Raw genomic sequence first — 15083 nt, 5'->3', positions numbered from 1 at the left:
TTTACAGACTGTTAGCACTGACCGTTTCACGGTCGTTAAATTGCCGTATGACCGAATGAAATCCGTATTGCGGCATCCAGGGTGGTGTGTTTCGTCAGGTTTGAGGATCTTGGGGGAGTTTTTGGGAGCGTGGTATGCGGAGATGGGCTGGTGGATTCTGCTGGGAGTCGTCCCATTCTGATTCTAACGGCGACAAGGCTTTTGCTTTTCGCCGCCGATGAATTTGGGTTTCAATCCTCGGTTGCGGGGAAGAGCGGGGAGAGTCGGCTGGTCGTGGTGTTGTCATGTGAACCAACCATGATTCGCGAGCAGGATATTGTAATATTTCGTGACACGGTACCACCCCGAGAAATCCGCCGTCAAATGCACGGTGGGGTTCTGCCATTATTCTTGACAATACACGACCCTTTGCTATGGTTTGCGAAGAGCTACTTGTCTCAACAGAAGGACTAAACCCATGAAAAACATGATACGAATCGTTCTAGCTGTGCTCTTGTCGTGGGGCAGCCTTCTGCCAGACGGAGTGATGGCTCAAACGCAAGAGACTGAGTCGGTTCGGCTCGGTGAGGCCGCACTGGCTTATGCAGCCGGCTCTATTCAGAAAGTGACGCCCCGCGATGGGCTGGTGAATCTGATCACCGGCGACAATCAAGCTTCAGGAGCTCGGACCGTTATCGGTGCGGGAGATTCTGTCTATCTCAAGTTGGACAACCCTCATGACGTTGCGGCAGGCGACTTATTCACGGTCTATCGACGGGTCCGCAAGGTGTTTCATCCGGTCACGCGCGAATACCTTGGATTCATCACCCTGCGGCTGGCGGTGGTGCGGGTGGCTCAGGTGGATGATGCCTTGACGACCGTGGAGGTCGTTCGCAGTTACGGAGCCTTTGCTCCTGGCGATCCGGTGTACCGGTTTGCTCCCCCTGTGGCGGCGAGCGGGACCAGTTCCATTGGTGATCGAGGAGATATCGGCGGCATGATCGTCAGTCTGCAAGCGGATCCACCGGTGACTCTCGTGGCTCAGCGGAATGTTGTGTATCTCGATCGGGGGCAAGCGGATGGTCTGAGGCAGGGAGATCTCTTGGATATCTATCGCAAGGGATTGGGGATTCCCTCTCGCAAGGTTGGGCAGATCAGGATCATCTCAACGGAAGACCAGACGGCGACGGCCCAGATTACGAAGTCGACGACGAGGATCATGGTGGGAGATCGATATAAGCTGGTGGGACATTCGGCGCCGGTTGCGCAACCAGCTGAGCTCTCCCCTGCTCCGATTGTGCCCCAGCCGAAGCGCGGGACGTCTGAAAAAAGTGTCGCGTCGGTCATTCCGTCTGACGCGGTTGCACGGAGTTTGAAAGTGCAGGATGCCGCGGGCGCGAGCCGCCTGAACCTTGCAGACGTGGCAAATCTGTTGCGGTATGAGTCGGGCGAGGCTGCGATCCGACCCGAGGGGTACAAAGTCCTTGATCAGTTGATCGAGTATCTGCAGTCCAGCGGCGATGGACGAATGATTCGCGTGGAAGGTCATTCCGACAATAGGGAAATCGGGCCTTCACTGAAGTCCCGCTACCCGAGTAACTGGGAATTATCAAAGGCTCGTGCGAATGGCGTCGTGCGATACCTGGTGGAAAAAGGCGGGGTGGACTCCAGCCGGTTGTCTTCCATGGGCTATGGCGATAGCCGGCCGGCTGCGACCAATGCGACGGAAGAAGGTCGCACCAGCAACCGCCGAGTTGAGGTGGTGCTCTATGCGCCGGCATCGGCCGAACCCAAAACCTCTCAGGCAGAGGTCCCGGGCCAGATGGAAACTGATTCGTCACAGCTGAACGCTCGTGGAGCCGGTTCGGTGGATGCGGGCGCTGGTCAAGAAGGGCCTCGCGCCACTCCGGGCACTTCAGTGCCATCGGGGCAAGAAGCGCTTCCTCAGGCCGATGCGCCTGGAACTCCCAGTCTTCCTGCTTCGGCAGGGGAGACCATGCCGGATCCTCCCGCACAGGATTCGACCAAGCCTTCTGCTCCAGCACTCTAGTCAGACTCTTCCCGTGAGCGTCCAGGATGTCTCCTGATGGCATCCTGGATGCTCTGTCCTCTCCCTGTTCAGGATTCACGCAAGCGGCTTTCGTTCATTGTCCTGTCTTTTCCTGCGCTGCTACAATGCTGTATGCAACACACCGATATGCCTCCTATGCCTCCCCCGTCCCACGCGTCTGCAGCTCCGCAACTCTTTGCCGATGTAATCGTGCCGCGGCATATCGCAAAGGCCTTTACCTATCTCGTTCCTCCCGTTCTGGCAAATCGGATCGCGGTCGGTCAGTGCGTCAGCGTGCCGTTCGGCCGGACAATGCTGCAGGGGGCGGTTGTAAGGCTGAGCGGCCAGCCGCCAACGGGCATGAGTGTCTCTCGGCTCAAACCGATTGTTTCCGTTGTCGAAGGGGCGCAGCTTTCGGGGATTTCCCCGGAGCTATTCGCATTGTCAAAACGAGTGGCGGATGAATATCTTGCCCCATGGGGGCAATGTTTGCGGTTGGTGTTGCCTGCGGAACCGCTCTCGAAGCCTCCACCGATCCGTTTCATGGCTACTCAGGAGGGACGGAGCGCACTTGAAGGGGGGCGCTGTCCCGAGGAAATGCGGCCGCTTCTCACCCGTATTGCCCGGCGAACCGGCGGGTTATCGGCGGCGACCACTCAAATGGCTGCCAAGGAAGTCCCGCGCGGCACTCTGCAACGGCTCCAAGCCCAGCAGTGGGTCATACGCAGCACGGGTGGCGCTCCGCGGAAGCAGGCTCCGGCCCGCAAAGCATCGGTGGCACAGCATCCTGCGCCCATCCGTTTGCCGCTGTCTCCGGAAATAGATCGAGAGGCTGGACAATGTCTTACAAACGTTCTGCAGGCCTCTCGCGCCATGAAAGTCTTGTTTCATGGTGACACGAATTATCGGATTGCCTTGTTGGCCAGTGCCGCCAGACAGGTGTTGGCCGCCGGCCGGTCGGTTTTGGTGATTGTCGGGGAGGTGGCGAAGGCTGAATGGCTGGCGAAGGTTCTGCAGGGCATCATGGACCTGCCAGTGATCGTGCATCATGGCCGGGTTCAGAATCCTGTGAGCCCCACGGAATCGAAGGAGTCGCCTCAGCTCGTGGTCGGGACCCGTTCGGCCATTTTCCTCACGTTGCACAAGATCGGGTTGATATGGATAGAGGGTGAAGATGACGCGGCGCTCAAGGAACCGCAGGAGCCGCGGTATCATGCGCGCGAGGTCGCGTGGTTGCGGGCGCAACAGCATCAGGTGCCGCTGGTCATGGGATCGTCCCATCCTTCCTTGGAGTCCATGACGGTGGCGGACGTTGAGCGACGGACGCAGCCGTTTCGCCCTGAGCAGGCTCCGATCGTCGAATTGGTCGATCTGTCTCAGGACTTTTCAGGTTCGCCATTCAGTGGCCGCTTAGTGGCCGCGTTGCGCGAGACGCTGCAGCGGCATGAGCGGGCCATCTTGTTCTTGAATCGAAAGGGCTACGCTGGGGCGCTGGTCTGTCGGGAATGCGGGTGGGTTCCCCGCTGTGCCTCCTGTGCCGTGGCGCTTCCCTATTACCGAGACAAAGGGCGGCTCACCTGCCGATATTGCGGTGTCGGCCTGTCTCCCCCCGACATCTGTCCGACCTGCGGCTCGTCACGTCTCAGTCCGGTTGGCGAGGGAACGGAGCGGGTGGAGCTGGAGGTTCGCCGGCTCTTTCCAGACGCCCGTCTGGTGCGGGTGGAAGGAGACGTTTCGCAGGGGGCCGGGGCCGCGAGAGGATCGTGGCGGCAGGTGTACTCGGGGGAGTGGGATATTCTCATCGGGACGCAGGTCTTGTTTCAGCGTGAGCCGATCGCTCCCGTTGGTCTTGTCGGGATTGTGCAGGCCGATTCCGGGTTGCACGTGCCGGACTTTCGAGCGGCTGAGCGCACCTACCAATTGCTGGTTGACGCGGCGAGTTTGGGATGTCCGGCTGCAACCGGAGGGCGCGTGGTGCTCCAAACCGCTCTGCCGAACCATCATGTCATGCAGGCCATCGCCCTCCATGATCCGGCCCGGTTTTATGATGAGGAGCTGCGGGCCCGCCAACTGCTTGGGTATCCGCCGGCTGTGCACTTGATTCACCTGGCGGTGTCCGGCAAGGATCGTGTGCTGGTCGGGCAAGCTGCGCAACAGTGGGTGAAGCAGTTACACGGTGCTGCGGCGGCCTCTGTCACGGCGGTTCATCGAAAGGGGATATCTTCCCCCGCCGGGTCTCTCCTCGCTCCGTCATCTGAGGGCATCGGCATTCTCGGTCCGGTGCCGGCTGTCGGGATGGGTCCGAAAGGACAAGTGCGGTCACACATCATGGTCAAGGGACACGATCGTGCCGCGATTCGTCTGGTGGTGCAACAGGCTCTGGAAATGGTCGAGCCTGCCTATCCCCGCAGAAATGTGAAGTTCAGCGTGGACGTGGATCCTCTCGAAATGGCGTAAGTCTAGCGCTTTTTGGGGCGGGGTGGTTTCACGGGCGTGGGCGGGGTGGTGGGAGGAACCGGTGTCGATGCGGCCCACGCGCGCTTGAAGAGGCCATAGGAAAAGGAAATCCAGAACACCGCGGCGAAGAGTCCCAAGACGACGGCGGAGAGGACGGTTCCCATCTCTTCGTCCGATGGCGTGGTCGTGGCCGACTTGAGCTGCACCATCAGATTGAGCGGCCAGGCGAAGCTCTCCAGTCCGACAAGCAGCGTGGACCAGGCCCAGATTTTCGTGATCGTCCGGCCTTTCCACAAGAGAAAACCCGCAACGAGCAGGGTCCATCCGACCATGACCGCCGTTGGCACGGCGCCCCAGAGCAGCCAAAATCCTGCGGCCACGACAAGCGTGCCGAGGCCGATGTTGAGCTGGATGAGGTTCTGCGAGGTCAGTGGCATGGCGGGGAGGCAGTGTGACGGCTGTACGATCCGAAGTCAATGAGGGGTGAGGCGGTCGTGGCTGCCGGGAGCGAACTTACCGGGCGAGCTCGGCCCGCGCGGCCTCCAGCAACGTCTGCATGTCGAATGGTTTTTGAAGGGTTCTGCGCGCGCCGAGCATTTTGGCGACATCGAGGAAATTCAAGATGCCGATCATGTCGGTGCCACCCGTGATGGCAATGACGCGGGAGGCAGGAAACTCACGCCGAAGCGTCATGATACTTTCCAGTCCGTCTTGGTCCGGCATCAAGATGTCCATGATCACGAGGTCGGCCGGTTTGGCCCGGTATCGTTCCAGGCCTTCTTTCCCATCACGGGCCTCTTGAACCTCATACCCGGCCTGCTCCAAGGTTTCTCGGATCAACTGGCGGATCTGATCTTCGTCATCAACGACTAGGACAGATGGCATGGAGTACCTCTAATAAGAAGGCCCTAGCAACCGTGCGGCTGGGGTGGGGGGAAGACTCTTGCAAGCCCATGCAGCCGGTTGATGAGCGCCCCGGCAACTCTAGCATCACGTGCTAATGCGAGCAAGCGCTTCCATCCGTATGTCATCTCGTGCAAGGAAGAGCCGACCTTAGATCATGGAACATCCCGCCTCAATGGCCCAAGCTTAGTGCATGGCAACGTCTTGTTACTAGAGCGATTGAGCGGCTTGGAAAGGATTTTGGGACGGATTGGTCTAGGGCCGTCTGTCTCTGTCTACGGTTGCCGTTTGATAAAGAATGCGGCGGCTTGAGCCCGCCGGGTGATCCGCAATTTCTGAAAGATGTTAGACAGGTAGTTCTTCACCGTTTTGTCACTGAGATTGAGAGCCGTTGCGATTTCCTTATTCGTCTGCCCTTCCGCAACTAACGCTAACACGCGTTCTTCTTGAGTAGAGAGAGGGTCCGTACCTGGGGCCTGCGGAGTTGTGCCAAGGCCCCGGATCCAGCTCAAGGCGCGTTCGGTCACGTGAGGGTCCAATATGGAATGGCCTTGGGCAACGGTGTGTACAGCTCGGAGCAAGGCGGCGGAATCGATTTCCTTGAGAACATATCCGTGCGCTCCGGCCAGCACCGCGGCAAGGACCGAGTCGTCATCGGCATAGGAGGTAAGAAAGATCACACGGATTGCGGGGTTGGCGGCCAGGATGTCCCGGCAGGCGTCCACACCGGAGCCATCCGGCAGACGCACATCCATGAGGATGACGTCGGGTTTCAGCCGTGCGGCGCTGAGAATGGCTCCAGCCACGCTGTCGGCTTCTCCCACCACGGTGACATGGTCATGTTGTACGAGCAGCGTTCGCAGCCCGACGCGCACCACTTCATGGTCATCGACGAGGAGCAACCGGACCGGGTGAGGTTGTACCGTTCGCATAGTCCTCCTGTTATGGGAGATTGACGAGGATGCGTGTTCCGCGATCATGCGCGGAACGGATCGAGAACCGTGCTCCGATCTTGTGGGCTCGCGCTGCCATATTGGTCAGGCCGTTTCCCACTCCCTGCACACTGGGTGGATTGAATCCATGCCCATTTTCGCTGACGCAGAGGCGAAGGGAATGGGCCAGTTGCTTGAGCGACACCGAGGCTTTCGTGGCTCGTCCGTGGCGGAGGCTGTTGCTGAGGGCTTCGCGCACGATATTCACCAAGTGCAATGCCTGCTCGGTGGATAACCGGCCAGCGGCGGCATCGTCGATGGTCACCGTGCAGTGAAGGGGTTGGGTGGCGGTGATCGCGTGAATCACGGCATGCAGCGCGCTAGAGAACGTGTCTTCCGATAACATTCCGGAATCCAGTCCGGCAATAAAGTTCCGGATCTCTCCCATCACGCGGTTCATCTGGCCAATGGCTTGTTCGAGGAGTTCCGAGACCTTGCCGTGTTTTCGGTGGCGCATAAGGGGTTTGCAGGATTCGAGGCCAAGCCCGATCGCGTAGAGCGATTGCAAAATGCCGTCGTGGAGGTTTTGGCTAAGCTGTTCCCGTTCGTCGAGGACTTTGCGCAAATCCTGCTCCCGATGGCGGAGCACATCTTCCGCCTGTTTGCGATTGGTGATATCGCGAACAAAGGCGCAGTGGAACTCTTGGCCCTCATAAGCAAGATAGTTGATCTGAATCTCGACGGGGATCAGGTGGCCTTGCTTATGTCGATGGGTGGTTTCGATCGTAAGGGTTTTGCGTTGCTTCGATTCGGCCCAAAACGACGGCCAGATGGCTTCTGGGAATGCGGGATTCAGATCGTGGACGGTCATCGTGCACAACTCTTCTTCCGAGTATCCCAGTATAGTGCCGGCCGCCTTGTTCACCCGGATGATCTTGGCCTGGGGATCGATCCAGTAGATCGCGTCCACGGCATGATCGATCGTGAATTGTGAAAGCCGCAACATGTGCTCAGCCCGGATGCGATCCGTAATGTCTTCGCAGGAGATCAGCAGGGTGGGCCGGCCATACCGGTCTGTCATCACCCGAGTGAATTCCTTGACCCAGAGACGGCTGCCGTCTTTGCGTTGCTTCTCCAGTTCCCAACTTGCGAGGGCGCTTCCGGAGCCAATGATACAGGCGGCGATATGGTCCATTGCGAGGGCGTGATGTTCCTCCGGAAACAGGGTGAGGATGGACTGGCCCAGCAACTCGTCAGCCTCATACCCCAATGCCATTGCCCCCTGCCGGTTGACTTTCTGGAGTGTCCCATCGGTGTCGATGAGAAAGCACATGAGCGGGCTTTGGTCAAATAAGGCGCGGTGTTCCTCTTCCGCGCGTTTCTGTTCGGAGACATCCCGGCCCATGCCCGTGATGCCGATGGCGTTACCCTGTGAATTCTTGAGTGCGGCGCCGGTCCAATGATAGGGAATGCGGCGGCCCCCTTTGGTCAGTAAATGGCCGTCGAGCTCCGCGTATCCTTCCGTGAAGGCCTGTCGAATCGCCGCTGCGGTACGATCCTGTTCTTCCTCTGGAACAAAGTCTAGGGCGGGTTTATGGAATAACTCCTGGGGTGTATATCCGGTGGCTTCGACCGCCCGTCTGTTCCATTTGATGAGCTGTCCGCCGTGATCGAGTGTGAACAGAAAGTCGGGCACGGTGTCCATGATGTTCCGAAGGTCGTCGATGGTGCGGTCGCGCTCGGCGAGCTCGCGTGTAAGTTCTGATACCTGCGTTCGCATCGACTCAAGTTCCTCAAGGACATCGGTGCGACTCATGCGGTAGCTCCTTGTCTAGTGGAAGAGATCCTGAGATGGTCGGAGAACCTAAGGGACTGTGCGAAGGAGATGGATGAAGAAAAGGTGGTGGAACTACAGCCGGATCTGATGGGAAAGGCTGACAGCAGTTTCAACGTGACGCCATGTAACAGGAGAGAGAGGAGTCGTGGTCGAGGAGTCCAGAACAGTGGTTGTAAGGTGGGTTGCGAGAACCGCTTAGCCACATGCCCTCTCAGGTAAGGCCTGAACCGGGAAGATTAGGAATGAAGAGTGTCCTATGAAGGGGTGACGAATGTCTAGACAAAAATACACCAGGCCTGATGCCCGGATGAACCGCCAAGAAAGAGCGGCGGGCCGTGCGCCGATCGATCATCGTCTCTTAAGAGATTCGGGCGGGAGCTACTGTTGTTGGTGCCGAAGGCGGGACTTGAACCCGCACGGCTTGCGCCACACGCCCCTCAAACGTGCGTGTCTGCCATTTCACCACTTCGGCATCGGAAGCATGGAAACCGGACGAGGGAGGGGCATTATAGAAGTAGGCCAAAATCCTTGTCAATAAAGCAGGTGTCCGGTAGAATCGGCCCCCATCTCCCGTACTGACCGTGGGCGTTCTCGGGTAAGCAGGTAGGATAGTCGTTTCATGGCCTTCGTGACCTCCAATCGCCACCGTCTTGGCACGTCTGTCGCCGCGTTTTTCGACGTGGATAACACGCTATTGCCCGGCGAGGCGAGCGAAATACGGTTTTTTCGATGGCTCTGGCAGCGGCGAATCGTGGGATGGCCCGAAGCGCGGGCCAGTGCGATGTGGTGGCTTCGGCATTGGCCGGCCCTGTCCCTTCAGCCGCTCCGGGAACGGAAACTGTATTTGATGGGGAAGCCGGCTCAAGTGATTGAGCCGCTGGGTGAAGAATTTTGTCGTGAATGCTTATGCCCCGCGGTCTCGCCCGATGCCATGAGACAGATGGAGCAGCATCGGCAGGCCGGTCATGCCATTGTGCTGGTGACGGGATCGCTCGACTTTCTGGTGGATCCCATTGCGACCTCGCTGCAAGTCGATCGGTGTCTGGCCGGCCAACTGGTGCAACGGGATGGTGTCTATACCGGCGATCTGCTTCAGCCGTTGCCCTACGGGAATGGAAAACACACACTGGTGGAGCGTCTGGCTGAGGAGCTGGACTTGGATCTGGCCGCCTGCTTCGCCTATGGAGACAGTCCCGGCGATCGGGAGATTTTGAGCGCGGTAGGGCATCCAACCGTGGTGAATCCCATCAGGGGGATGGCCCGGGTAGCCCGGCGCAATGGCTGGCCGGTGGTGTCATGGAAATGAATCTGGCTGCACCGCCTCGAGAGACGATGGTGCGGGTCACCGAAATCTTTTTCAGTATTCAAGGCGAGTCGACCTATGCGGGCCAGCCGTGCGTCTTCATTCGGCTGACCGGCTGCCCGCTCCGCTGCACCTGGTGCGATACGGAATATAGTTTCTATGGCGGTACATTGTTGTCTGTCGATGCGCTCCTCGCGCAGGTGGCGCAATACGGATGCCGTTTGGTTGAAGTGACCGGCGGCGAACCGCTCGCGCAGCCGGAGTCGCTTCCATTGATTGCGCGGCTCTGCGACGAGGGCTATACGGTCTTGCTGGAGACCAGTGGTGCGATCGACATTGAGCCGGTCGATCGGCGGGCTCATATCATTCTTGACGTGAAATGTCCGGGCAGCGGGATGACGGATCGCATGCATTGGCCGAACCTGGATCAGTTAACGGCCAAGGATGAAGCGAAGTATGTGCTGGCCAGCCGCGCGGATTATGACTGGGCGCGCGAGATGGTGGCGCGGTATCGGCTGGCCGACCGCTGCACGGTGCTCTTCAGTCCGGTGTTCGGCTCCCTGGACCCTCGCCAGTTGGCGGAATGGATTCTGGCGGATCGGCTGCCGGTACGGTTCCAATTGCAGTTGCACAAATATATTTGGGCTCCCGATATGCGGGGCGTATAGCATCCTGTGTGGTGAGGTGGTGTCGTCTATTTCGAGGAGGGTGTACGGGCTATGAAGATCATGCGCGTTGAAACCAAGATAGGCCGGGTCACAACCGAAGCAGCCGAGGTACTGGTCCTGATGCATTGCGAGGGCGAGGCGCTTTCCCTGGATGCCGCGTCGGTCGATAAGGCCCTGGGCGGCGTGCTGCGGGACTTGCTGCAATCGAAAGAATTCGAGGGCAAGGCCAATGAGCTGGCCTTGATTCATGCACAGAAAAAGGTCCCTGCCAAACGGATTCTCCTGGTGGGGCTGGGCAAGAAGAAGGATCTCGGCGCGGACCAGCTTCGGCAGGCCATGGGGTATGCCGTGAAGCGGGTGCGTCAGATCAAGGCGTCGTCGTTTATCGTCGCCTTACCCGCGCTGCTGCCGGCCGCATCGTCGCTGGTGGAGGCCGCGCAAGCGATGGCCGAGGGGGCGATTCTCGGCAGCTACCAGTTCACGACCTATCGCAGTGACGCGCCGGCTGCCAAAGATGTGAAGGCCATGTGCGTATTGGTGACGGGGAAGGAGGCGCTCCGTTCCGTCACGGAAGGGCTGCGGCGTGGTGTCGCGACGGCGGAGGCGGCGGTGTTGGTGCGCGATCTCTGCAACCATCCGTCGAATGTGCTGACCCCGGCCATGGTGGCGAACGAGGCGAAAGCGATTGCGAAGGAAGAATCCCTGACGATCAAGATCCTCGAAGAGCGCGATATGGAGAAACTCGGGATGGGCGCGTTGCTCGGCGTGGCCAGGGGCAGTCATGAGCCTCCGAAGTTCATTATTCTCGAATACAAGGGCTCAAAGAAAAAAGACGAGCGGCCTGTTGTGCTGGTCGGCAAGACCATCACGTTCGACACCGGCGGTATTTCACTCAAGCCGGCGGAAAACATGGAACATATGAAGGCGGATATGACCGGCGGCGCCGAGGTCTTGGCGTCGATCCGTGCCGCGGCCCGGTTGAAATTGCCCCTGCATCTGATCAGCATCTTGCCGGTGGCCGAAAACATGCCGGGTGGCCGGGCCATGAAGCCCGGCGATGTGGTGAAGACGCTGTCTGGCAAAACGGTTGAAGTGCAGAACACGGATGCGGAGGGCCGGCTGATTTTGTCCGATGCGCTGGCCTATGCGACCCGCTACAAACCGGCGGCCCTGATCGACATTGCCACGCTCACCGGCGCTTGTGTCGTGGCGCTGGGGCAGTTCGCCATCGGCATGTTCGGGACCGATACGGTCTTGAAGGAGACGTTGCGCAAGGCCGGATTGCGCTCAGGGGAGCGGGTCTGGGAGATGCCGCTGTGGGAGGAATACTTCGAGCAGCTGCGGAGCGATGTCGCGGATATGCGGAATATCGGAGGCCGCGGGGGCGGGATGATCACGGCGGCGTTGTTCCTGAGCAAGTTTGTTGGTGATTGCCCCTGGGTGCATTTGGACATTGCCAGCACGGATTGGAGCGAGCGGGAACGGGCCTATATTCCCAAGGGGCCCAGCGGGATTGGGACGCGGCTATTGATCCAGTATTTGATCGATCGGACACTCTAAGGCCGTTGAGGGCTGCACCTATGCTGATGTCGCGTGAGAAGATCGGCCAGTTATTCATGGTGGGGTTCGACGGGACGTCGGTTTCCCCGGACCTGGCGGCCTTTATCAGGGAATATAAGCCAGGCGGGGTGATTCTCTTTTCGCGCAATCTGGAATCGATCGGGCAAATCGTGGAATTGACGAATGAGCTGCAGCGGTGCAGCCCGCATTCGCCGTTGCTGATTTCGATCGATCAGGAAGGCGGCCGGGTGTCGCGGTTGCCGAAGAGCTTCACGATTTTCCCGCCCTGCGAGGTGCTGGGGCGCTGCAACTCTTCCGAACTCGCCTATGCGGCGGCGGCGACCATTGCGAAAGAACTCCGGGCGGTCGGGATCAATATGAATATGTCCCCGGTGCTGGATGTGAACAGCAATCCGGCGAATCCGGTGATCGGGGATCGCGCCTTCGGCACAACGCCCGGTCCTGTCTGCGAACTGGGATTGGCCACGATCGGCGGTCTTCAAGATAGCCGTGTGGTGGCCTGCGGCAAGCATTTCCCCGGACATGGGGATACGAGTACGGATTCCCACAAGGAACTGCCGGTCGTGACGGCTACGCGCGAGCGGCTGGAAGACGTCGAGTTTCCCCCGTTCCGCCAGGCCACGGCTCACGGAGTGGCCACATTGATGACGGCCCATGTGCGGTACCACGCCTTGGATGACAAGGTGCCTGCGACGCTGTCTCCCGCCATCATCACCGATTTCCTTCGTGGGGAACTCAAATATGACGGGGTGGTCTTAACCGACGATCTGGAGATGCATGCGATTATCGATCATTATGGCATTGAAGAGGCCACCGTGCGGGCGATTCAGGCTGGTTGCGACATGCCGTTGATCTGCAAGGACCGGAACCGCGAGATTGCGGCCATCACGGCCTTGGATAAAGCCGTTGCCGATGGAAGTATTTCCATCGAGCGGTTGGAGCAATCGCTGGCGCGTATTGCCCGGTTGAAGCAGCGGTTTCTTGCCCCCTATAAGCCGGTTGTGATTTCCGATGCCAAGTTGATCGTGGGCTGCCGCAGCCATCAAATGCTGCTCCGCTCCATCCACCAGGCGCGCGAGCGCATCGCGAAAGCGACGGTGTGACACAGCCGCCCCCCTACCCGGCCAGCCGTCGCGAACTCTGGGCCTGGTGCTGCTACGACTTCGCCAACTCCTCCTTTTCCACCCTCATCGTCACCGTCGCCTATAGCGTCTATTTCATTCAGGTCGTGGCGGCGGATCTGTCCTCTAACGGAATGGCTGAGCGGCTGTGGTTCTGGGGGTATTCGGCCTCTATGCTGGTGGTCGCGGTGCTGTCTCCGCTATTGGGGGCGTTGGCCGATGCCCGCGCGGTCAAGAAGTGGCTGCTGATCGGCTCTACCCTGCTCTGTGTGACCTGCACCGCGTTGTTGTTTTTCGTCGTCAGGGGCGACACCGGGCTCGGGCTGGTGTTGTTCGGTCTGGCCAATATCGGTTTTGACCTGGGTTTTGTGTTCTGTAGCGCATTTCTCGTCGAGCTGGTGCCGCCCCAGCAGATGGGCCGCTTGTCCGGGTACGGGTGGGGATTCGGCTATGTCGGCGGGCTCTTGTCGCTGGCGCTGGCCTATCCCTTCATCAAAGAGGGATTTGCCGACGCCAATTTGATCTTCTACCGGCTGAGTTTTGTGGTTACCGCGGTGTTTTTTCTTGTGGCCGCCCTTCCGACTTTTGCCTTGCTGCAGGAGCGGGCTCAACCGAGGGGCTTCGCGCCTGGGCTGACCCTATGGCGTGAACTGACGGCCCAATTGCGCGACACGATCGGCCAATTGGCGAAATATCGTGATCTGCGGCGGTACTTCGTGGCCTATCTCATTTATTCGGATGCCATCAATACGGTGATTGTGGCCTCGGCGATTTTCGCCAACAAAGTCCTAGACTTCACGCCGGGGGATCTGATTATCTATTTCCTCGTCACCCAGATTACGGCGGGCCTCGGCTCGGTCGGATTTGGAGTGGTTGCTGATCGGATTGGCGCGGTCAGAGCCATCACGATTACGTTAGTCATGTGGGTCGGGTTGGTCATTGCTGCGGCGATGGTTCAAACACAGACTCAGTTTTATCTGCTCGGGCTGGTGGCGGGTGCTGCGCTTGGATCCAATCAAGCGGTCAGTCGCACGCTGCTCGGACGATTTACCCCGCTGGGCCGGCAAGGAGAGTTCTTCGGGTTTTTTTCCGTCGTCGGGAAGTTTGCGGCGATCATGGGGCCGATCGTCTACGGTGAAGTCACGGCTTGGACCGGCAGCCAGCGCTGGGCGGTCCTCTCCATGGTGGTCTTTTTCGCGGCCGGCCTGGCCGTATTTCTTGGAGTCGATGAAGAGCGCGGCATCGCGGCTGCGCAGGACTGAGGTGACCGGATGGCGGTAAAGAAGGGCGATATCCTCGATGAGCACAAACGGCATCCTCAATCGTGCGGACTCGTGATCAAAGTCATGGGCGGCGGCGAAGGGTTTGAGAAGGTGATCTGCTGCAATCATGAATTGACGGAGCTGGATGTGGTGGAAGACATGGGCTCTCCGGCCGGCCGGAAAAAAGGGCTGTTGCCTCCGGCGGTGATCCTGGATGAAAAGAAGCTTTATCCCGATTCCTGCGGGTTGCGTGTGATGATTATGGATGGCGGAGCGGGCTTTAAGGAAATCCGCTGCTGCGGACATTCCTTGACGGCCAGTTCGATGCGGGAGCTGAAGTTCGGTCAGATGCGTGCCCCTGATCCGGAGCCGAAGCCAACCGGTCAGGCGGGACACGCCTAATCACGATCGGAGGATAGTGATGGCGGCTGATCAATCGGTCACGGCTCGCGGTGAGGTCCTGAAGCGCTGGTGTCATTACATGGAGTGGCTGGACCGGTTGGGCTATGCCACGGCCGGGTTCAGCCTCTTGATCCTGGGCATGCTGATTTTCCTGCATGCGTGGTATCTGTTCCTGGTCGTGTTGTTCACCAAGGCCGGGGAAGTGGCGTTGCTGCCGGCGGGGCTCAAGCTGCTCAATGATTTGTTGTTGGTGATTATTTTACTGGAGCTCTTCCGCACGGTGGTCCGATTTCTCCAGACCGAAGTCCTGACGCTGGAGCCGTACTTGGCCGTGGGCATTATTGCCTGTACCAGGAGAATTTTGACGGCGAGCGCGGAGTTGTCCCATCAACTGCACATGACGGACATGCAATTCTATCAATACTTGATGGATGTGGGTTTGAATGTGCTGGTCATTCTGGTCCTCATCATTGCGGTTTTCATGATCCGAAAGCGGCCGGCGGCTGGGAATAGCGCGATCGCCTAGCAGTCAGATTCCTGTCTCTTTGACTTGCCTGTGTCCCGCGACTTATGGCATCATCCGCCTTC

The 15083-nt window shown here is 59.1% G+C and carries 13 protein-coding genes and 1 tRNA gene; 9 read left to right on the top strand and 5 right to left on the bottom strand.

Going from position 1 to position 15083, the window contains the following annotated elements; all coding sequences use genetic code 11:
• Nucleotides 1-457: 457 nt before the first annotated feature.
• Complete coding sequence (locus tag RI101_12815) at nucleotides 458-2029, top strand: OmpA family protein (GenBank protein ID MEC4890929.1); 1572 nt, start codon at nucleotides 458-460, stop codon at nucleotides 2027-2029.
• A 543-nt stretch (nucleotides 2030-2572) separates the two neighbouring features.
• Nucleotides 2573-4486 (top strand): primosomal protein N', encoded by a 1914-nt coding sequence (priA, locus tag RI101_12810; GenBank protein MEC4890928.1) that lies wholly within the window; start codon nucleotides 2573-2575, stop codon nucleotides 4484-4486.
• A 2-nt stretch (nucleotides 4487-4488) separates the two neighbouring features.
• Here priA and RI101_12805 read toward each other — a convergent pair whose 3' ends face one another.
• From RI101_12805 to RI101_12785, 5 genes are all read right to left on the bottom strand, one after another.
• Nucleotides 4489-4923, bottom strand: coding sequence for a hypothetical protein (locus tag RI101_12805; GenBank protein ID MEC4890927.1), 435 nt, complete (start codon nucleotides 4921-4923; stop codon nucleotides 4489-4491).
• A gap of 76 nt (nucleotides 4924-4999) precedes the next feature.
• Nucleotides 5000-5371 carry a response regulator gene (locus RI101_12800; protein MEC4890926.1) on the bottom strand — a complete coding sequence of 124 codons (372 nt, stop codon included), beginning with the start codon at nucleotides 5369-5371 and terminating at the stop codon, nucleotides 5000-5002.
• A gap of 293 nt (nucleotides 5372-5664) precedes the next feature.
• Nucleotides 5665-6321: a response regulator transcription factor gene (locus tag RI101_12795; protein MEC4890925.1), complete on the bottom strand. Its 657-nt coding sequence runs from the start codon at nucleotides 6319-6321 to the stop codon at nucleotides 5665-5667.
• Between the two features lie 10 nt (nucleotides 6322-6331).
• On the bottom strand, nucleotides 6332-8137 hold the full coding sequence (locus RI101_12790; protein ID MEC4890924.1) for a PAS domain S-box protein: 1806 nt from the start codon (nucleotides 8135-8137) through the stop codon (nucleotides 6332-6334).
• Nucleotides 8138-8546: 409 nt separating this feature from the next.
• A tRNA-Leu gene (locus RI101_12785) sits at nucleotides 8547-8630 on the bottom strand.
• 147 nt (nucleotides 8631-8777) lie between these two features.
• Here RI101_12785 and RI101_12780 point away from each other — a divergent pair.
• The 7 genes from RI101_12780 to RI101_12750 are packed head-to-tail and all read left to right on the top strand — an operon-like array spanning nucleotide 8778 to nucleotide 15021.
• A complete protein-coding gene (locus RI101_12780) occupies nucleotides 8778-9464 on the top strand; it encodes an HAD family hydrolase (protein MEC4890923.1) in 687 nt (228 codons plus the stop codon).
• Entirely contained in the window at nucleotides 9455-10129 is a 675-nt protein-coding gene (queE, locus tag RI101_12775) for a 7-carboxy-7-deazaguanine synthase QueE (protein MEC4890922.1), read from the top strand. The genes RI101_12780 and queE overlap by 10 nt, the downstream gene beginning before the upstream one ends.
• A 51-nt stretch (nucleotides 10130-10180) precedes the next feature.
• The gene (locus RI101_12770; protein ID MEC4890921.1) at nucleotides 10181-11689 is read left to right on the top strand and encodes a leucyl aminopeptidase; all 1509 of its coding nucleotides are present in this window, start codon (nucleotides 10181-10183) and stop codon (nucleotides 11687-11689) included.
• Between the two features lie 20 nt (nucleotides 11690-11709).
• Entirely contained in the window at nucleotides 11710-12813 is a 1104-nt protein-coding gene (nagZ, locus tag RI101_12765) for a beta-N-acetylhexosaminidase (protein ID MEC4890920.1), read from the top strand.
• Nucleotides 12810-14093: an MFS transporter gene (locus RI101_12760; GenBank protein ID MEC4890919.1), complete on the top strand. Its 1284-nt coding sequence runs from the start codon at nucleotides 12810-12812 to the stop codon at nucleotides 14091-14093. Before nagZ ends, RI101_12760 begins: the two co-directional genes overlap by 4 nt.
• 9 nt (nucleotides 14094-14102) lie before the next feature.
• Nucleotides 14103-14495: a hypothetical protein gene (locus RI101_12755; GenBank protein ID MEC4890918.1), complete on the top strand. Its 393-nt coding sequence runs from the start codon at nucleotides 14103-14105 to the stop codon at nucleotides 14493-14495.
• Nucleotides 14496-14514: 19 nt separating this feature from the next.
• Nucleotides 14515-15021, top strand: a complete 507-nt coding sequence (locus tag RI101_12750) for a phosphate-starvation-inducible PsiE family protein (protein MEC4890917.1) — start codon at nucleotides 14515-14517, stop codon at nucleotides 15019-15021.
• The last annotated feature ends 62 nt before the right edge of the window (nucleotides 15022-15083 follow it).

This window comes from Nitrospira sp. (assembly GCA_035968315.1).
Taxonomy (GTDB): Bacteria; Nitrospirota; Nitrospiria; order Nitrospirales; family Nitrospiraceae; genus Nitrospira_D.
This window is presented reverse-complemented; position numbering and strand designations above follow the sequence as displayed.